The sequence below is a fragment of the Acinetobacter sp. 5862 genome (genome assembly GCF_024494585.1).
GTDB lineage: Bacteria > Pseudomonadota > Gammaproteobacteria > Pseudomonadales > Moraxellaceae > Acinetobacter.
In genome coordinates this window covers 93,132-111,568 of the sequence record NZ_JANHGP010000018.1, presented here as the reverse complement: position 1 = coordinate 111,568, position 18,437 = coordinate 93,132, and the positions used below count along the sequence as shown (strand labels likewise).

Annotated in this window: 19 protein-coding genes and 1 riboswitch; of the genes, 7 read left to right on the top strand and 12 right to left on the bottom strand. The window is 39.0% G+C overall.

Annotated features, from left to right (window positions below):
• Nucleotides 1-307: 307 nt before the first annotated feature.
• The 7 genes from NO346_RS03055 to NO346_RS03025 all read right to left on the bottom strand — a co-directional run bounded on the left by NO346_RS03055 (nucleotide 308) and on the right by NO346_RS03025 (nucleotide 6,516).
• Entirely contained in the window at nucleotides 308-745 is a 438-nt protein-coding gene (locus NO346_RS03055; protein WP_249570686.1) for a thioesterase family protein, read from the bottom strand.
• A gap of 7 nt (nucleotides 746-752) precedes the next feature.
• Entirely contained in the window at nucleotides 753-1,946 is a 1,194-nt protein-coding gene (locus NO346_RS03050) for a heme biosynthesis protein HemY (protein ID WP_249570685.1), read from the bottom strand.
• 7 nt (nucleotides 1,947-1,953) lie between these two features.
• A complete protein-coding gene (locus NO346_RS03045; protein WP_256414194.1) occupies nucleotides 1,954-2,781 on the bottom strand; it encodes a hypothetical protein in 828 nt (275 codons plus the stop codon).
• Nucleotides 2,778-3,554: a uroporphyrinogen-III synthase gene (locus NO346_RS03040; protein ID WP_256414193.1), complete on the bottom strand. Its 777-nt coding sequence runs from the start codon at nucleotides 3,552-3,554 to the stop codon at nucleotides 2,778-2,780. Before NO346_RS03040 ends, NO346_RS03045 begins: the two co-directional genes overlap by 4 nt.
• On the bottom strand, nucleotides 3,554-4,471 hold the full coding sequence (gene hemC / locus NO346_RS03035) for a hydroxymethylbilane synthase (RefSeq protein WP_005163098.1): 918 nt from the start codon (nucleotides 4,469-4,471) through the stop codon (nucleotides 3,554-3,556). Before hemC ends, NO346_RS03040 begins: the two co-directional genes overlap by 1 nt.
• A 103-nt stretch (nucleotides 4,472-4,574) precedes the next feature.
• Nucleotides 4,575-5,315, bottom strand: coding sequence for a LytTR family DNA-binding domain-containing protein (locus NO346_RS03030; protein WP_087545162.1), 741 nt, complete (start codon nucleotides 5,313-5,315; stop codon nucleotides 4,575-4,577).
• 58 nt (nucleotides 5,316-5,373) lie between these two features.
• On the bottom strand, nucleotides 5,374-6,516 hold the full coding sequence (locus tag NO346_RS03025) for a sensor histidine kinase (protein WP_256414192.1): 1,143 nt from the start codon (nucleotides 6,514-6,516) through the stop codon (nucleotides 5,374-5,376).
• On the opposite strand from NO346_RS03025, the gene argH reads away from it, so the two are divergent.
• Both argH and NO346_RS03015 read left to right on the top strand, forming a co-directional pair.
• Nucleotides 6,507-7,940, top strand: coding sequence for an argininosuccinate lyase (gene argH / locus NO346_RS03020; protein ID WP_034602814.1), 1,434 nt, complete (start codon nucleotides 6,507-6,509; stop codon nucleotides 7,938-7,940). The two genes, NO346_RS03025 and argH, sit on opposite strands and share 10 nt — an antisense overlap.
• A gap of 9 nt (nucleotides 7,941-7,949) precedes the next feature.
• Nucleotides 7,950-8,222 (top strand): oxidative damage protection protein, encoded by a 273-nt coding sequence (locus NO346_RS03015; protein ID WP_004773983.1) that lies wholly within the window; start codon nucleotides 7,950-7,952, stop codon nucleotides 8,220-8,222.
• 472 nt (nucleotides 8,223-8,694) lie between these two features.
• Here NO346_RS03015 and phoU read toward each other — a convergent pair whose 3' ends face one another.
• Entirely contained in the window at nucleotides 8,695-9,417 is a 723-nt protein-coding gene (gene phoU, locus NO346_RS03010) for a phosphate signaling complex protein PhoU (protein WP_087536549.1), read from the bottom strand.
• A 146-nt stretch (nucleotides 9,418-9,563) separates the two neighbouring features.
• A riboswitch (TPP riboswitch) is annotated at nucleotides 9,564-9,684 on the top strand.
• Between the two features lie 84 nt (nucleotides 9,685-9,768).
• On the opposite strand from phoU, the gene thiC reads away from it, so the two are divergent.
• The 5 genes from thiC (at nucleotide 9,769) to gluQRS (ending at nucleotide 14,902) form a co-directional block, all read left to right on the top strand.
• Nucleotides 9,769-11,664 (top strand): phosphomethylpyrimidine synthase ThiC, encoded by a 1,896-nt coding sequence (gene thiC, locus NO346_RS03005; protein WP_256414191.1) that lies wholly within the window; start codon nucleotides 9,769-9,771, stop codon nucleotides 11,662-11,664.
• 75 nt (nucleotides 11,665-11,739) lie between these two features.
• On the top strand, nucleotides 11,740-12,351 hold the full coding sequence (locus NO346_RS03000) for an NUDIX domain-containing protein (protein ID WP_087547825.1): 612 nt from the start codon (nucleotides 11,740-11,742) through the stop codon (nucleotides 12,349-12,351).
• Between the two features lie 19 nt (nucleotides 12,352-12,370).
• Nucleotides 12,371-13,186: a 3',5'-cyclic-AMP phosphodiesterase gene (gene cpdA / locus NO346_RS02995; protein ID WP_087545154.1), complete on the top strand. Its 816-nt coding sequence runs from the start codon at nucleotides 12,371-12,373 to the stop codon at nucleotides 13,184-13,186.
• Nucleotides 13,187-13,375: 189 nt separating this feature from the next.
• The gene (dksA, locus tag NO346_RS02990) at nucleotides 13,376-13,909 is read left to right on the top strand and encodes an RNA polymerase-binding protein DksA (RefSeq protein ID WP_005163120.1); all 534 of its coding nucleotides are present in this window, start codon (nucleotides 13,376-13,378) and stop codon (nucleotides 13,907-13,909) included.
• A 129-nt stretch (nucleotides 13,910-14,038) separates the two neighbouring features.
• Entirely contained in the window at nucleotides 14,039-14,902 is an 864-nt protein-coding gene (gene gluQRS / locus NO346_RS02985; RefSeq protein ID WP_087536546.1) for a tRNA glutamyl-Q(34) synthetase GluQRS, read from the top strand.
• A gap of 48 nt (nucleotides 14,903-14,950) precedes the next feature.
• On the opposite strand, the gene ftsW is transcribed toward gluQRS, so the two are convergent.
• The 4 genes from ftsW to NO346_RS02965 all read right to left on the bottom strand — a co-directional run bounded on the left by ftsW (nucleotide 14,951) and on the right by NO346_RS02965 (nucleotide 18,429).
• The gene (ftsW, locus tag NO346_RS02980) at nucleotides 14,951-16,144 is read right to left on the bottom strand and encodes a putative lipid II flippase FtsW (RefSeq protein WP_005163125.1); all 1,194 of its coding nucleotides are present in this window, start codon (nucleotides 16,142-16,144) and stop codon (nucleotides 14,951-14,953) included.
• Nucleotides 16,145-16,154: 10 nt separating this feature from the next.
• Nucleotides 16,155-17,513: a UDP-N-acetylmuramoyl-L-alanine--D-glutamate ligase gene (gene murD / locus NO346_RS02975; RefSeq protein WP_256414190.1), complete on the bottom strand. Its 1,359-nt coding sequence runs from the start codon at nucleotides 17,511-17,513 to the stop codon at nucleotides 16,155-16,157.
• Between the two features lie 301 nt (nucleotides 17,514-17,814).
• Complete coding sequence (locus NO346_RS02970) at nucleotides 17,815-18,102, bottom strand: hypothetical protein (RefSeq protein ID WP_256414189.1); 288 nt, start codon at nucleotides 18,100-18,102, stop codon at nucleotides 17,815-17,817.
• Between the two features lie 75 nt (nucleotides 18,103-18,177).
• Nucleotides 18,178-18,429 (bottom strand): DUF6587 family protein, encoded by a 252-nt coding sequence (locus NO346_RS02965; protein ID WP_256414188.1) that lies wholly within the window; start codon nucleotides 18,427-18,429, stop codon nucleotides 18,178-18,180.
• Nucleotides 18,430-18,437: the final 8 nt, after the last annotated feature.

Below are 18,437 nucleotides of genomic sequence, written 5' to 3'. Positions count from 1 at the left end.
TATGACAATTTTATATACTCCATAAACCCTTTAAATTAATTAGGTGGTTTATGTCGCACTTCAAGTTTTACTCTGCCAAACTTAAGTGCATTTGATTAAATCTATTGTATTAAATTTTTTTTAAAATGATGAAATAATTTTTAGAACCTGATGAATATTAATTTTACCTTAATTCTTGATGCTTTCTATAGGTTGAATTTCATATAACAAATCTAGACTATCTATGAATTAATTCACAAAATAAAAAGATAAGTTATATGAGATTAACGCACTCAAAATAAATATAGACATAATAGTCTTTATAAAATTATTTTAATGCAAGATTATTTCCAACACTTTGCTCAATAGCAATAATATTTTGTTTAATCAATTCAGGAATAGCTAGTTTATTGGAGGTTACTTTATCGACACAAACCATCACTGCCTCTCCTGTTGCAACGATTTGGTTTTGTGTTTCACTCCATAAACTATAATGCATTCGAAAAGCACTATTTCTGAGCTCCTCAATACGTGCACCAATATGCAGCACATCAGGATAAAATACTGGCTTTAAATATTTACATTGACTAGAGGCTACCACCGTCACTATATCTTGATCAAATATATTTAATGCCATTAAATAAGCAATTCGTGCACTCTCAATATAGCGATAATACTGCACATTATTTACATGCCCAAAAGCATCCATATCACCCCAAGCAATTGTTTGTCGATGTACAACAGGATAGACAGACAGGTCTTTCATATCTCACTCATATCTTAAAGTTTAAAAAATTAACATCATTTTCAAAGATTAAATTCAACTGCCTGATCAAATCCAGATTATCTCCAAGCGTTGATTTAATCCGCAAATAGCTCATTAATATATTATCAGGATATAAAGTTAATAACTGCTCAGCTTCTTCTAAACGTTGAGTTGCAACATAAATATGCCATTTTGCAAAGGTCAACATTGGAACACTCGTGTAACGCTGTTCTAGCTGAATAATACGTTGCTCAACATAGCTATAATCGGGAATTTGCTTCAGTAGTTGCTGTTGGAACCAAAGATAAAAAACCTCTGGATCGAAATTTTCCTGCAATAAATGCAATGCAAGATCCTCATGCTGCAATCCCATTTCTGGCATACGTGCCAATAATTTTAACCACAAAACCTTACTACTATATGGTCGTGCTTGAATTTCATTCTCTAGAGCAATATACCGCTGTTGCAGTGCAGCTAAGTCATCCACAGATGCTTGATCAAACTGTATGAGTAATTGTTGCAACCAGAGATCTCGATGTTCTGCACTTAATAAACCATGCTGAATTGATTGTAAAAATAACCAAGGCTGTTGTAAGGCAAGTTTACCCCACAAAACAGTAATGCGTTGTTGATAAGCAGTTTCAATCTCAGCCAACCAAGGTGAAAGTTGATGCTGTGCAAGGAATTCTAGATGGGTTAATGCTTTTTCTGTTTCATGTTGTTCTAAGAAAATATCGATCCGCTGTAGTTCTGCCAGCTCAAAGGCCATCGGTGCTGATTTCTCTAGTTTCTGCAAAGCGAGTTGATAGTCACCATTTTTATAATCAAATTGTGCATCAACAATATTACTCAGCAATCCTGACTGAGCAAAAACACGCTCAATAAATCCCTGCTGTTCTTTTGCCGCATCAAGCAGCCAGACTATACCGAGCTGCTCATATGGATGTAGATCTTTAAATTGTAAAATATTTTCTTTCTTACGCTGTTCTCGCGCAAAATATCTGCGACTCACAAACCATAACAACTGTGCGAATAAACTAATCACAATAAAAAGTGCGATTAAGCCCCATAAACTGCTTTGGAACTGCCAATCGCGCCAGTAAATATAAACATAGCCATTACCGTAGCCATAGCTCAGCATGGCAAACATAGCAAAAAATAATAGGCTTACAAGTAAATAAATGAACACCAGTTGTTTCATAATTACATTACCCCAGTAAACCAAGGGTCGTTAATTTAGGTGTCGGAATAACTGAAAGATTTAACAGCTTTTCTAATTTTTGCTTGATCATTTGACTGTTTTGATCAGGTAAAATTGAGAATAATCGAATTACCTCTTGAACGGATTTGCGATACTCAGATGCTTGTCCTTGATGTAAGGCTTGTGAAGCAAGAAGTAAACGTAACTGAGCTTCTTTTAAAATGAGATGGCGATTGATTAAATCAGGCTGTGTACGCTGCACCTTTTCAAATTTGAACCAACACCACCATGAAGAGGCTTCAGCTTTTTGCATTTTAATAGTTGGGTTATGCACTTCTTGTAAAAGCTTTTGATCCAATTGCTGCAATAAAGTATCAATCTGTTGCTGCTGTTGGGTTTGCATAAGCACATAATGTTGAATAGCTTGTTTATCCTGTTCGATCGCTTTCATCAAACTATGCTGTAAAGCAGGAGAAACCGTATATTGGACAATATGCTGCTGTACTTGATTTAATTGATCAATCGCATAAATGAACTGCTGTTGATCTATTGCGAATTGAACTAACTGTAATTGCTGTTTGATTAATATAACAGGCGCTACACCCGTGACCATACTGGGTAAGCTCGAAGCTTCTGAAGGGTCAGATAAATGAGCATCTTGTAATTGTCGCTGCACAGCGACAAATTGATCATTCAGCAAAGAATAACGTTGCTGCTGCTGTGTAAGCTGTTGCTGGAGTTGAGGAACGATCTGAGAATATTGTGCTACGTCATAACTAAGTTTGGCTAACCATAATAAACTTAGTAATAAAATCAGGTAAACAATCTTTCTCATATACGTCCTTGCCAAGCACCGATACGTTGAATAATCTCTGATATAGATAAATTATCAAGCTGAATAATGTTAATCTCTTGATGTGTTTGCAACCGTGCATTTTTGAGTAGCTGCGCTAAACGGTCACCTAGCGCCAAATATATCCATTTCGCATCCATATTATTTTGACCACAAAGCTGCTGCCAATTATTCCAACTCGCTTCACTACTAATCAACACCATAACAGGTTGACTTGGCATTATTTTTTTTAAAATTTTTGGAAAAAGCGTAACACTTTGAATTGGGCATTGGCGACGATAAAGAACAAAATTAAGAATCTCGACACCTTGCTGTTGCAACTGCTGCATCATAAACTGCCGCCCCCCAAGACCACGCCAAAAAGCAACTTTGTCCAAATGTACTTGTTGATTTAATATTGGGAGATCTAGCATACCTTCCGAATTTTCAACCTCAGGGATGTGGCTATCTATATTAAATTTTGCGAGTGCTTGGGCAGTTGCTTGACCCACTGCGATCCATTGCACATGCTTAAGTTGATCTAAGGATATCTTTTGTTGTTGTAAATATTGCATACCAACATCAACAGCGGTCGGGCTGACAACAACAATAACTTGCACCTGCTCAAGTTGCTGATACAGTTCACGTAAATGCCCCGAAAAAGGTTCAGCTACAAGTTCCAACAATGGCAGATTGATAACCTGATGACCCACTTCCAACAATGCTTGCGTTAAGTTCACAGCACGATCTTCAGGGCGTGTATTAATAAAAAGCATTAATAAAGCGCTTTTAACAATTCACCTGCACCTTGCTCCAATAAGCATTGTGCAAGTTGTTCACCTAATTGTTCAGCATCTTCTGAAGTTCCAGCCAATTGTTGTTTTAGTAAGATTTTTCCATCAACACTTCCCACACGACCTTCTATGCTGAGCTGATCATTGGCTAAAGTTGCATATCCTGCGATTGGAACTTGACAACCACCTTCTAGATAGGCATTAAACGCACGTTCTGCGCGCACACAAATTGAGGTTTCTTCATGCTGTAATGGTTGGATAATTTTTAATAATTCCACATCATCTGCACGGCACTCTAAGCCCAATGCACCCTGACCAACAGCAGGTAAACTTAAAACAGGCGCTAAACAATGGCGAATTCGATCTGCCAAACCTAAACGCTTTAATCCTGCACTGGCTAAAATGATCGCATCATATAAACCATCATCAAGTTTTGATAAACGCGTCCCCACATTGCCACGTAAGTCAATAATCTCTAAATCAGGACGTATTTGTAAAATTTGGCATTTGCGACGCAAACTAGATGTACCTACTTTGGCACCTTGAGGTAACTCATCAAAACTTTGGTAATGATTCGAAACAAAGGCATCAAGTGGATCTTCTCGCTCACAAGTCACAGCGAGCGTTAAACCTTCGGGTAAGTGCATTGGCACGTCTTTCATTGAATGGACCGCCAAATCAGCGCGACCCTCTAACAAAGCAGCTTCCAGTTCTTTAACGAATAATCCTTTACCACCAATTTTTGCCAAAGGTGTATCTAGAATTTTATCACCTTGCGTCACAAACTTAAGCAACTCAACCGTTAAATCTGGATAAAGCGCATTTAAACGGGAGCGAATATGCTCCGCCTGCCAAAGTGCAAGAGGGCTTTGTCGAGTCGCAATTTTTAAGGTCTTCATAAATTCAAGTTAAGCATGGATCAAAACAATTGTTTCAAACTTAACTTGCTCACCTAAAATTGCAAGCAAAAACTGATTTTTCATCTGACTTAAGCTCAATATTTTATAATTGATGCATACATTCTCTTAAGCTTGGTAAATGACGGCGACTTACAGATAAGCGTTCATCCAGCTCACGTAATCTAACCTGATACTGACCAGCCGCAATCAGTTCCAACCGTTCTAAATAATCAAGAGAAACTAAAGCATTACGATGAATTCGAATAAAACGATCTGAAAACTCAGATTCTAGATCTTTTAAAGTTTCATCAATTAATACACTGCCATTCCGATGACGCACAGTGACATATTTCTGATCTGCTAGAAAATAGTAAATATTCTCTATTGGAATAAGTTCGACCCCGCGATAAGTTTTCGCAGCAATTTGATGGCGTTGAGTTTTAGTATCGTACATATCGTCTTGTTGTTGTAAACCAGTCATTTGTGCTTGTGTAAGTTGCGTCAGACTATTGAACACCTGTTGTAAATCTTGTTGTGCAATAGGCTTGAGCAAATATCCCTGTGCTTGAAATTTAAACGCTTCCAATGCGTGTTGATCATATGCCGTACAAAAAATAATAGCTGGACGAGGGCTAAGATGACTGATCTGCTCAGCGCACTCCAATCCGTTCATTCCAGGCATTTGAATATCTAATAGAACAACATCGGGCGAATCATTTTCAATATGGTTTAACACATCCTGCCCATGATGCGCCGTCGCAATCACTTCATGACCCATTTGGGTCACTAAACGTGACAAACGCTCTACTGCGAGAGGTTCATCATCAGCAATCAGAACTTTCATCCTCTCCTCCTTGTCACCGTTAACTTCATCCGTCATTTTTTATGGTTAACTTAACTTATTATTTTACTCGATAGTGATAACTTACCACCGTGGTATATAACGATCCCCCCCCATAAACCTGAAACTTCACTGTCTGTCCGTAATAGGCTTTTAGACGTTGCTTCACATTTTCTATTGCAATACCATTCCCTTGTCTCGATTTTATTGTATCGTGAGAATAAGGGTTAGTAATGACTATACTGACTTGATTTTGCAATATTTCAACCAATACACTAATGGTTGAGGGCTGTAAAACTTTTTCTACCCCATGAAAAATACTATTCTCTAGCAAAGGTTGCAATGTTAATAATGGAATCGTGACTCGTTTTAACTCTAAAGACGTCGCCTGTATATTCCATTCTACCTTTAAACGCTCTCCTAAACGTAATTTTTCAATACTTAAGTATTGCTGACACAAGTCAATTTCTTCAGCCAAACTCACCAATTTCAATTCTTGAAAACTGGCGCGGAATAATCGTGACAAGTTAATCAGCATGTTTTCTGCTTTGTCAGGATCAATTGAAATCAAACTCACGACACTATTTAAACTATTAAATAAGAAGTGAGGATGAATACGTGCTTGCATGGCTTGAATCCGCGCATTCAGCTCACTATATTGCTGATTCATCCATTGCTCTCGCATATAGAGATAACGCAAACAGAAAGCACCAAGCAAGATGCCATATCCCAAATGCAGACTTACACCTTGAAATAAGATATCTTCAGAAAAGTTATTTGTTGATGAACCCCAATATTGAATTATATTAATCACACACGTGGTAAGTAAAACAATAAGTTGAAGAAAAATAAAACCTAAAATTAACGCCATTTTCTGACTAAATTTGACAAAAAACTCTTGAAAATAGTCAACAAAAGCAGAAAACGATAAAATTATCCAGTTAATAAAAAGCATGTATTGAAAAACTCGGATACTTTCCACTGCTTGCCAAGAACGGGCTTCTGCAAGTGCGAGTACCATTGCCAAAACATTACTTGCTACAATTAATTCCAATAAGTGTTGCGATTGCCTTATTTTCGTAAAAAAATAGGACCCTGCTGGACTCATTTGACGTGTTTTCGATAACTTCTTGCGTCGAATTTCAGCAACTACGTTTGGATTTGCTATACTCTTTTTTATTTTACTGAGCCGCCATGACCACATCTTCTCAATCCTCTTCTTCAGCAAGCCCTAATCAAACCTCTGGAATGTGGGGCGGTCGCTTCTCTGAAGCAACAGATGCATTTGTTGCAGAATTTACCGCATCTGTTCAATTTGACCAACGTTTTTATAAACAAGATATTGCTGGTTCGATTGCACATGCAACCATGCTTGCTAAAGTTGGTGTACTGACCGAGGCTGAGCGTGATGATATTATCCAAGGTTTAAATACAATCAAGGCTGAAATCGAAGCAGGTAATTTCGAATGGCGTATTGATTTAGAAGACGTACACATGAACATTGAGTCTCGCTTGACTCAACGTATCGGCATCACAGGTAAAAAATTACATACAGGTCGTAGCCGTAATGACCAAGTTGCAACTGACATCCGTTTATATTTACGCGATGAAATTGATGACATTTTAGGTCTATTACTACGCTTACAAAAAGGCCTACTCAGTCTGGCAAGCAAAAATACCAATACGATTATGCCTGGTTTTACTCATTTACAAACAGCTCAGCCAGTAACATTTGGTCATCACCTATTGGCTTGGTTTGAGATGTTGGTTCGCGATACTGAACGCCTTCAAGATTGTCGCAAGCGAGTTAATCGCATGCCACTCGGTTCAGCAGCCTTAGCAGGAACAACCTACCCAATTGATCGCGCATATACAGCCGAATTATTGGGTTTTGAAGCAGTTTCTGAAAATTCGCTTGATGCTGTTTCTGATCGTGACTTTGCCATTGAATTTAATGCGGCGGCATCTTTGATTATGATGCATTTGTCCCGTATGTCAGAAGAATTGATTTTATGGACTTCGGCTCAATTCAAGTTCGTCAACATTCCAGACCGCTTCTGTACGGGCTCATCTATCATGCCGCAGAAGAAAAACCCAGATGTTCCTGAGTTAGTACGTGGTAAATCAGGTCGCGTGTTTGGTGATTTGATTAGTTTATTAACGCTAATGAAAGGTCAACCATTGGCATATAACAAAGACAACCAAGAAGATAAAGAGCCTTTGTTTGATGCAATTGATACCGTTCGTGGTTGCTTAATGGCCTTTGCAGATATGGTGCCTGCACTCGTTCCAAACATTGAAATTATGCGTGAAGCAGCGCTTCGTGGTTTCTCTACAGCAACTGACCTTGCTGATTACCTTGTGAAGAAAGGTGTTGCTTTCCGTGATGCACACGAAATTGTAGGTAAAGCAGTTGCGCTTGGTGTCGCTGAAGAAAAAGATTTATCTGAATTGACACTGGAACAGCTTCAACAATTCTCTGATTTGATCGAAGCAGATGTATTTGATAAAGCCTTAACTTTAGAAGCTTCTGTAAATGCGCGTGATCATATCGGCGGGACATCGCCAAAACAAGTTGAAGCAGCCATTACTCGTGCACACACTCGCCTAGAACAGTTATACGCTTAAGGATAAATCATGACTAGACAAGTATTTTGCCGCAAATATAAACAAGAGCTTGAAGGTCTAGACTTTGCACCATTCCCAGGTGCAAAAGGTCAAGAATTCTTTGAGACGGTTTCAAAACAGGCTTGGCAAGAATGGTTAAAACACCAAACCACGCTCATTAACGAAAAACGCCTCAATGTATTTGAACCCGATGCGAAGAAGTTTCTTGAAGAGCAACGGGAGAAGTTCTTCAACAATGACGAAAGTGTTGAAAAAGCAGAAGGTTGGACGGAACAAAAGTAAATCGTTTCAACTAATACCACTGAATAAAAGAGAGCTAAATATAGCTCTCTTTTTACATGACATTAACATAAGTAATAAAGGTTTACAGAGTATACACAGTTGTCTACGTGACAGATCAACACTCTCCGCTTATATTGAATATCAGAAGCAAAAAGAGATAGTTCGATATCTCAAGTAACACATAATATTTCTCTCCCAGACTTTCCCCCGAAGTCTGGGATTTTTTTATTTGTATGATATCAATTTATATAAAAATCATATTCACGGTTATATTAGGTCAATCAATTGCCCAGCAACGTTATTCAAATTACGCTAACCCCACAATAAAAAATGCCTTAGGATTTTGAGAAATTATTGGATGACTACTCTTAAAATTCACCTAATGATTACTTCATTTCCGATGACTTTATGCAACGTATGGCAATAAAAAAAGCTGCTCATTATGTAGCAGCTTTGAATCTTTATTTGGTGATTATTTTTGATTCACTTTTTGTTCAATTTCTTCAATACTGGTATGACGTACATCCATACCTTTTGCCATATAAATAACTTGCTCTGAAATATTACGGGCATGATCGCCAATTCGCTCAAGCGAACGCAATACCCACATCACATTAATCACACGCGTAATATGGCGTGGGTCTTCAATCATGTAGGTCATCAAAGTTCGTGTTGCAGACTGATATTCACGATCAATATCCACGTCTGCCATCACCACTTTTAAAGCCTGATCAACATCTAAACGCGCGAAAGCATCCAAAGCATCATGAATCATAACACGCACTTGGTTACCAATATGGCGTGTTTCCATATAACCGCGTGGAGACTCACCTTCTTCACATAAATTTTGCGCAATACGAGCAATTTTTGAAGCTTCGTCACCAATCCGCTCTAAATCTGTATTTGCTTTGCTCATCGCAATGACCATACGCAAATCAATTGCAGCAGGATGACGGCGGGCGAGAATCAAGGTCAAACCTTCATCAATATCACGCTCATATTGATTAACAACATTATCTTTAAATTGAACATCAATCGCCAAATTTTCATCTGTGTCTAATAAAGCATGAATTGCATTTGCAACCTGCTGCTCTACTAAGCCACCCATGGTCATAAATTTGGTATGTACATCTTGTAAGTCTTCATTAAATTGTGAAGAAATATGGTGACTTAACACAGGATTACTTGGACTCACAGTATGCCTCCACTAGACACATGGAAAAATGATTGGTGATTAAAACACAGCAATGATGAAACTTTTATGACAATAACATAGCTGAGCCAAAAGTCGATTGCTGCGAATTGATAAAACAAAAATCTAAAAATCTGTTAATCTAAATACCTAGCTTGACGGAGCGCAGTTAATTAACTGCTGAGATTATCTTAATCGCAAGATTTAAAGATGAGTACCGTTGAACCTGATCAGGTTAACACCTGCGTAGGAATCAAGCCCAACAAAAGCCTCGCCTTTATTTATCAAAGAGATAAATGCGCTATCGTTTTTGCTCGTGCTTGATTCGTTAATGTAATACATAAGGATCATGCCATGAACCAATTAACGAATCTTCCCTCTGCTGATATTTCTGCTCAACATGAGCAAGATGCTAAAGATTTAACCCGTATTTTACCTGCTTCACGCAAGGTTTATGTTGAAGGTTCTCGCCCCGATATCCAAGTTCCATTTCGCAAAATTAGCTTGACAGAAACGCCGACAGGTTTAGGGGGGGAATATAATCCTCCTGTTATGGTTTATGACACATCGGGTGTTTATACCGATCCTGATGTCCAAATTGATTTAAATCAAGGTCTACCTTCTGTCCGCCAAACTTGGATTGAAGAACGTGATGATACCGATGTACTCTCAAGTTTAAGTTCTGATTTTGGTCAGGCTCGCTTAAAAGATATTCGTACTGCTGACATTCGTTTTGCTCATATTCAAAACCCTCGTCGAGCTAAGGCAGGGAAAAATGTTACGCAAATGCATTATGCGAAACAGGGCATTATTACGCCTGAAATGGAATATATTGCAATTCGTGAAAATCAACGCCAAGGTGACGGCGTAGACATGCGTCAGCATGCAGGACAAAACTTTGGTGCTCAGAATTTAAGAGAAATTACACCTGAATTCGTGCGTCAAGAAGTTGCCGCAGGTCGTGCAATTATTCCTGCCAACATTAATCATCCTGAAATTGAACCAATGATCATTGGTCGCAACTTTTTAGTAAAAATTAATGCCAATATTGGGAACTCCGCTCTAGGTTCATCGATTGATGAAGAAGTTGCTAAAATGACATGGGCAACGCGTTGGGGCGCCGACACGATCATGGACTTATCGACAGGTAAGAATATTCATGAAACCCGAGAATGGATTATCCGTAATTCACCTGTTCCGATCGGTACTGTTCCAATTTATCAAGCTTTGGAAAAAGTAGATGGTGTCGCGGAAGATCTCACTTGGGAAATCTTTAAAGACACGTTGATTGAGCAAGCTGAACAAGGCGTCGATTATTTCACTATTCACGCAGGTGTATTATTACGCTATGTGCCTATGACCGCAAATCGTCTCACCGGTATTGTGTCTCGTGGCGGTTCAATTATGGCGCAATGGTGTCTTGCGCATCATCAAGAAAACTTCTTGTATACGCATTTCGATGAAATCTGTGAAATCATGAAAGCCTATGACGTTTCATTTAGCTTAGGTGATGGTTTACGTCCAGGCTGTATTCAAGATGCAAATGATGAAGCTCAATTCAGTGAGCTTAAAACCTTAGGTGAATTGACACACCGTGCTTGGGAACATGATGTTCAGGTGATGATTGAAGGTCCCGGTCATGTGCCTATGCATATGATTAAAGAAAATATGGATCTACAACTTGAAGTTTGTAAAGAAGCACCTTTCTACACACTTGGTCCACTCACCACCGATATCGCACCAGGTTATGATCATATTACTTCTGCAATTGGTGCTGCAATGATTGGATGGTATGGCACAGCAATGCTGTGTTATGTCACACCGAAAGAGCACTTAGGTTTACCAAACAAAAAAGACGTCAAAGACGGCATTATCACTTATAAAATTGCAGCACATGCAGCAGACTTAGCCAAAGGTCATCCGGGTGCTCAAGTTCGTGATAATGCATTATCGAAAGCACGTTTCGAATTCCGATGGGATGACCAGTTCAACCTCAGCTTAGACCCTGATACAGCACGCAGCATGCACGATGAGACTTTACCCAAAGAAGCACACAAATCTGCACATTTCTGTTCTATGTGCGGACCAAAATTTTGCTCGATGAAAATCACGCAGAATGTGCGAGATTATGCACAAAATCAGCACAATGCCAAGCAATCAAATGATGCTGAAAAAGATGTTGAAGCAGGTCTCAATGCAATGAAAACCGCTTATCAGGAACATGGTCTAAAATTGTACCACAAGCTGTAAATCGACTAAAAAAAGATTTGCCCACGAATCAATCTCGGTTAGGATGAGATATGTACAATCTCATCCTGATTGAAGATGAATATTCTTGACCACGCCAGCTATTCAGCATCCGACGTTACGATAGAATCTCGAGAGTTTTTATTCCGAGGATTCATTCAAGTTGAGAAAGTGAATCTTACGCACCGACTATTTCATCGATCTGAATATTCACCAATTATTCAGCGTGAACTTATACATCGTCCAGAAGCTGCTGGCGTTTTACTTTATAACAATCAGCAACAACGTTTCGCACTTATTGAACAATTCCGAGTTGGTGCATTAAATGACTCCGAGTCAGCATGGCAACTTGAGATCATTGCGGGTGTACTGGATGGAAATGAATCTCCAGAAACCTGTATTCGTCGTGAAAGTCTAGAAGAATCAGGCTGCGAAATTAATGAGTTGCAGCATTTATTCAGTTTTTATCCTTCTGCTGGTGCATGCGCTGAGTTTTTTCATTTATATGCCGCAGAAGTTGATTTACCAAGCAATGGAGGCATCTTTGGCGTTCCAGATGAAGGGGAAGATATTCAACTCCATTTGTTTGATTACGCTGAAATCACCATGTTATTCAAAAATAATCGCTTGAAGAATGCCCCTGTCATCATGGCATTACAATGGCTTAGTCAACATATACAACGACAATAAATCTGAAAGGGGTAAGACGGTGACTTTTCAAGTCTCAAAATTATCACAAAAAGATTTTGTGATTATACAAATTACTGATACCCATTTATTGGAGTATCCGCATTTAGAGTTTGTCGGGATGCACCCTGAACAAAGCTTTCACGCAGTAATTGACTTGATGCGCCAACAACATCCGCAGATCGATATGATTGTGCATACTGGAGATTTAGCACAAAACCCAACAACTGTGACTTATGATCGCTATCTTAAGCATATGCAGAGTATAGGTATTCCCTTTTTTCAGACGCCTGGCAATCATGATGATGTATCTCACTTCCCTTTTCATGGAGCAGATCCGCATCAACCTACTGTCGTAGAAATTGGCGATTGGTGCATTATTTTACTCAATAGCGCACAGCCAACAAGAATTGATGGCAAAATTGCAGAGGCTGGCCTTGAACAATTAACAGAATTATTAAAAAAACATCATGATCGTCATATTATGATTGCCTGCCATCACCATCCTTTTGCGATGGAATCTGCTTGGATTGATCAACATAAACTAAAGAACTCATCTGATTTACTCGAAACCATTCAACCTTTTTCAAATATCAAAGCCATTATCTGTGGTCATGTACACCAAGATTCTATTAACACATGGCAAGATATTCAATTTTTATCAACGCCATCAACCTGCATACAATTCAAACCTAAAAGTGATAAGTTCGCACTTGATGAAGAACATCCGGGTTACCGCTTTATTAAACTCAAAGCAAACGGAGAAATCGAAACTCAGGTCTATCGTTTATCAACTTCACAGCGAATGAATAGCTCTGAAGTCTTAGGATATGACTAAACTTTTGATTACAAATTACATTCTCGTTTTCTCACAAAATCTGGACGGGAATGACTACCATCTTGCTGAAAAACTCTATATGATGTCGACCCTTGATGGGAAAAACCATCTTAGGTTTCTATAAAAACACTTGCATATCACCATATTTTTTGCGTATAGATAGTACGTGTAAGATGAGGAATGCCCTATATGGCGAATGACAACCAAAATCAAGTCTTGGACGAACAGACAGAAGTGATCGACGATCAAAAATCGGCTGTGAAACGCGTACGTAAAACCAAACCAAAAGCTTCAGAAGGTGGTACAACTGCCAGCTTATTTGGAATTGCACCTTATCAGCCGAAGAAAAATGAAGAATATATGTCTGAAGGACAGCTTGAGCATTTCCGCCAAATTTTAAATGCATGGAAAGCTGAGTTAATGTCTGAAGTTGATCGTACATTGAACACAATGCAAGATGAGTCAACTGCGCTTCCTGACGTCAACGACAGAGCAACGCAAGAAGAAGAATTTGCGATTGAATTACGTACACGTGACCGTGAGCGCAAACTCATTCGTAAAATCGAACAATCACTTGAAACAATTCAAAACGAAGATTACGGTTTCTGTGAAACCTGTGGTATCGAAATTGGCTTACGCCGTTTAGAAGCACGTCCAACAGCGACTTTATGTATCGATTGCAAGACTTTGGCTGAAATCAAAGAAAAGCAAAATAACGGTTAATAATCCCTCCCAACCTCCCTTTGAAAAGGGAGGAATACTACGAATTGAAAGATTTATGATATTCGAGTATTTCCCCTCCTTTATAGGAGGGACTGGAGAAGGATTGAAATACACAACCATAAAATCTTTATGCCTTACATCGGACGATTTGCCCCCTCTCCAACTGGCCCATTGCATTTTGGCTCCCTACTCACCGCAGTCGCAAGTTACTGTGATGCCAAAGCCAACCACGGCAAATGGCTAGTTCGAATTGAAGATACCGATATTCCTCGTATCTATCCCAATAGTGAAAACCATATCCGATCTTGTATTGATGCCTTTCAATTTGAACCCGATGCAGAAATTATTTGCCAAAAAGATCGTTTAGAGATTTATGAACAAGTTCTTGAGCAGTTAAAACACTTAGATGCGATCTATGCCTGTCAATGTACCCGTAAAATACTGGGTTCAAATCATATTTATGTTGGTACTTGCCGCGATTTACATCTGGATTTCAATGATCAAGCTATTCGCTTGAAAGTTGCCGATCAATTGATTTGTTTTGAGGATCGCTTACAAGGTCAGCAATCTTCCAACTTAAAACATGATTTAGGTGATTTCGTACTCAAGCGCCGTGACGGCATTATAAGCTATCAATTGGCTGTGGTCGTAGATGACTATTTACAAGGTATTACGCATGTGGTTCGCGGCGCAGACCTTTTAGACAATACCGTCAGACAAATTTGGTTAGGCTCTTTACTGAATTATCCATCTCTCAACTATATGCACCTCCCCCTTGCCATGAATCATCAAGGGCAAAAACTGTCTAAACAAAATTTGGCTCAAGCACTGGATATCAGCAAAGCATCAAACCTCTTACAGCAGGCCATTTTAGCTTTAGGGCAACCTTTGGTTGAACTTGACCAGCCACGCATCATGCTGCAACAAGCTGTTCAACAATGGGACATCAAGGTAATTCCTAGAGGTATCCATCTCACAGGTACTTTCTTATAAGCCATAAAAAAGCCCTACTTAAAGTAGAGCTTTTTATTTTCGATACGATTAGAAATTTGATTCTTCTTTAACTGGATTAAGTTCTTGCGTTGATGCATCAATTTTCAGAATTAAACTAATCATCGCAGCACACATCATTAAAGATGTACCGCCATAACTAATGAATGGCAAAGTCAAACCTTTAGTCGGCATTAAGCCCATATTCATTCCAGCATTTACCAAAATTTGCATCAGAAAAATAATGCTAATGCCATATGCTAAATAGCCTGCGCGTAAGTAGTTATGTTGCAGAGCACGATGTCCTATTCGAATACAGCACGCCAACATCGTAAAGGACAATACCATCACCAAGGTGACGCCAACAAAGCCAAATTCTTCGCCAAGAACCGCTAACATAAAGTCTGTATGCGCCTCTGGAAGATAGGAAAGCTTTTGTACGCTGTGTCCTAAACCCGTTCCAATCCATTCTCCACGTCCAAATGCCATCAACGCATTTGATAACTGATAACCGACACCTAATGGGTCAGCCCAAGGATTCGTAAAGGAAATTAAACGCTGGAAACGGAATGGTTCAAATAAAATAAGTGCCGTAATCCCTGCAAGGATTGCCCCAAGCATAATTAAAAATTGAGTTGCTGGTGCACCTGCCAAGAAAAACACACCAACCATCATGAGGACAATAACAACCGTTGCACCGAGATCGGGCTCTGCAACAATAAATCCAACTGTCAAAGCCATGACGCCACTTAGTCGCAATAAGCCTTTCCAATGCGTTCGAACTTCTTTAGCACGGCGAACAACATAGTCAGCGGTAAAAATTGCCATTACGATTTTCGCAATTTCCGTCGGTTGTAAAGTAAAACCACCGAGCTTAATCCAACGATGTGAACCGTTTACTTCCGAACCAACGACCAACACTGCCAATAGCAGTACCATCGTCACAAGCCATAATGGAAAAGCATTTTTAAACCATAAATTCAAGGAAACTCTATAGGTTAAGAATGCCACCACAGCAGCAACAACAATCGAAATTCCATGACGAATTAAGAAATAAAATGGATTCTCATGAATATATTCGGCATATGGCATCGATGCGGATGCCACCATGACCGAACCGAAACACAGCAAAGAAATGACGCAAAAAATGAGAATATTACGTGCTGTCATTTCCGCAGGAAGCTTGGGCAACCGACTCAATAATTGTGAAATCTTTTGTACCGTATTTTGGGCTAAATCAGCCATAGATCAGTTCCTAATTTTTATTTTCATTCAGGGCATTTACACATGCCACGAATTGATGTCCGCGATCATTATAGCTTTTAAACATATCAAAGCTTGCACAAGCTGGTGATAGTAAAACGACATCTTCAGCCTGAGTATATTTCTGCGCGAGTGCTACAGCTTCCGATAAACTCGTTGCGTGTTGGATTACAGTGGTATCTTGAATAGCTTGTTCAATCACAGCTGCATCTTCACCAATCAGAATCACTGATTTTACATATTTTTGAATCGCATCTCGTAATGGTTTGAAATCCTGCCCTTTACCTTGACCTCCTAGGATCAAGGCTAGTTTGCCATGTTTCACTTCAATAGCAGCACCTAAACCATCAATTGCAGCAAGGGTTGCACCTACATTGGTTCCTTTAGAGTCATTATAGTAACGCACCCCAGAAACTGTTTTCACATATTCACAGCGATGCTCTAAACCTTTAAAATGCTTGAGTGTTTCCAACATGGATGCAGTATCTAAACCAATCGCCTCACCCAACGCCAGACATGCGAGTGCATTAGCAACATTGTGCATACCTTGAATATACATATCTGAGGTTTTCATCAAACGCGCTCTGCCACGCGCTAACCACATCGTGCCATCAGCATCACGAAGCACGCCATATTGATTTAAATCAGGTGCATTCAAACCAAAACTTTGCATTGGTGTAACATCAGGTACAAGCGGACGACTTAAATTATCATCACGGTTATAGACCACTTTTTTCACGCCTTGGAAGATTCGATGTTTGGCCTTGTGATAACCAAGCATATCACCATGACGATCTAAATGATCTTCACTCATATTCAAAACAACTGCGACTTCTGCATTTAAATTCGAGGTTGTTTCTAACTGAAAACTAGATAACTCTAAAACAATTAACTCTGGCTTATCTTTGAGCAAATCTAATGCGGGACGTCCTAAATTCCCCCCCACAGCGACTTTTCGACCAGCTTCTTGTGCCATTAATCCAATCAGCGTCGTTACTGTGCTTTTTGCATTTGATCCTGTAATTGCAACAATTGGGACTTCAGTAGCACGACGTAGTATTTGAATATCACCAACAACAGGAATACCTTGTTCAATTGCTTGTTGAATTTCTGGCAATTGAGGCGCAAGTCCTGGACTAAGAATAATTTCTTCTGCTTGTAATAAAAGTTCTGTATCCAACTTTCCAAAACTGGTACGAACGCCGGCAGGAATTTGATTATGCCCTGGCGGTGTTTCCCTAGAATCCGTTACTGCAACTTGGTAGCCTTGCTCATGTAGGAAGTTGACTGCTGACACTCCCGAAATCCCTAAGCCAGCTACAACTTTTAATCCACCACGTTGTATTAACATTTTTGCCCCATTTTTTGCAGATTACAGAATGGCAAAAATGTTAGCACTTTACTGTTTTAAATGCTTTTTCAGTTTTCATTTTATTCAGGCTTTTTTGTGTCAGTGCGTAAAAGTGAATCTATATCTTGTATAGGGAATTGTTCACATTCAAAAGATGTTTGTGATATGAGCCGTATAGCGCAAATTTTTTAGATAAAAATACGTTTCGCGAGATTTAGTCATTCTGAATGAAGAAAGATAACGCAGTGACAATAACAATCGTTCTCTGTAGGGCTTTGACTAAAATGCTCACCATTCCCAATTAATTAGGAATAAAATAAGAAAATACCCATAAGATGATCGCAACATACATTATCCCATCAATTTTCTTGGCTGTGGCATTTCGTAGCTGAAAATGAATAATCTCAGGTCTTAACCATAAATACATAAAACAGAGATTAGAACCTAAGCAAGATAAAATTGCTTTTAAATGATGAGTTTCCGACCAATTCAGAATAGCAAAAATATTCAGCAACACGATGAAACCAAACAAAATTAACTTATGTTTAAGGCTCAATAGTTTTATTTCTATATTTTCTAGTTGATTCATTCTGTGACTCTTTATTTTAGTTCTTTGATTATTAAAAAATTGCCCATACCCTAGAATATGAGCAATCATTATCTTTTAACGCCATTTGACCGCTTGAATGGTTTCCTGTTTCTTGGGTTCATTCGCTTCTGTCGAGCAACCACAACCACCAGCACATCCGATAACAGCTTTAGGTTTTAACCACATGGCCAAACTCTGCCAACCAAATCGCTGACATAGATTGGACAAAATAAGCGACAAGGAACTTGCGGTTTTCGGGAATACTTTCTTAAAAACGACAAAAGCACTCCATAACACTAATACAGCAACAATCGAATACTCAAACATAAGCGACT

What these genes read in the sequence shown, in the direction of transcription:
- NO346_RS03055 (WP_249570686.1), bottom strand. Translation starts at nt 745, where the DNA reads ATGAAAGACCTGTCTGTCTATCCTGTTGTACATCGACAAACAATTGCT.
- NO346_RS03050 (WP_249570685.1), bottom strand. Translation starts at nt 1,946, where the DNA reads ATGAAACAACTGGTGTTCATTTATTTACTTGTAAGCCTATTATTTTTT.
- NO346_RS03045 (WP_256414194.1), bottom strand. Translation starts at nt 2,781, where the DNA reads ATGAGAAAGATTGTTTACCTGATTTTATTACTAAGTTTATTATGGTTA.
- NO346_RS03040 (WP_256414193.1), bottom strand. Translation starts at nt 3,554, where the DNA reads ATGCTTTTTATTAATACACGCCCTGAAGATCGTGCTGTGAACTTAACG.
- hemC (WP_005163098.1), bottom strand. Translation starts at nt 4,471, where the DNA reads ATGAAGACCTTAAAAATTGCGACTCGACAAAGCCCTCTTGCACTTTGG.
- NO346_RS03030 (WP_087545162.1), bottom strand. Translation starts at nt 5,315, where the DNA reads ATGAAAGTTCTGATTGCTGATGATGAACCTCTCGCAGTAGAGCGTTTG.
- argH (WP_034602814.1), top strand. Translation starts at nt 6,507, where the DNA reads ATGACCACATCTTCTCAATCCTCTTCTTCAGCAAGCCCTAATCAAACC.
- NO346_RS03025 (WP_256414192.1), bottom strand. Translation starts at nt 6,516, where the DNA reads ATGTGGTCATGGCGGCTCAGTAAAATAAAAAAGAGTATAGCAAATCCA.
- NO346_RS03015 (WP_004773983.1), top strand. Translation starts at nt 7,950, where the DNA reads ATGACTAGACAAGTATTTTGCCGCAAATATAAACAAGAGCTTGAAGGT.
- thiC (WP_256414191.1), top strand. Translation starts at nt 9,769, where the DNA reads ATGAACCAATTAACGAATCTTCCCTCTGCTGATATTTCTGCTCAACAT.
- NO346_RS03000 (WP_087547825.1), top strand. Translation starts at nt 11,740, where the DNA reads ATGAATATTCTTGACCACGCCAGCTATTCAGCATCCGACGTTACGATA.
- dksA (WP_005163120.1), top strand. Translation starts at nt 13,376, where the DNA reads ATGGCGAATGACAACCAAAATCAAGTCTTGGACGAACAGACAGAAGTG.
- gluQRS (WP_087536546.1), top strand. Translation starts at nt 14,039, where the DNA reads ATGCCTTACATCGGACGATTTGCCCCCTCTCCAACTGGCCCATTGCAT.
- ftsW (WP_005163125.1), bottom strand. Translation starts at nt 16,144, where the DNA reads ATGGCTGATTTAGCCCAAAATACGGTACAAAAGATTTCACAATTATTG.
- murD (WP_256414190.1), bottom strand. Translation starts at nt 17,513, where the DNA reads ATGTTAATACAACGTGGTGGATTAAAAGTTGTAGCTGGCTTAGGGATT.
- NO346_RS02970 (WP_256414189.1), bottom strand. Translation starts at nt 18,102, where the DNA reads ATGAATCAACTAGAAAATATAGAAATAAAACTATTGAGCCTTAAACAT.
- NO346_RS02965 (WP_256414188.1), bottom strand. Translation starts at nt 18,429, where the DNA reads ATGTTTGAGTATTCGATTGTTGCTGTATTAGTGTTATGGAGTGCTTTT.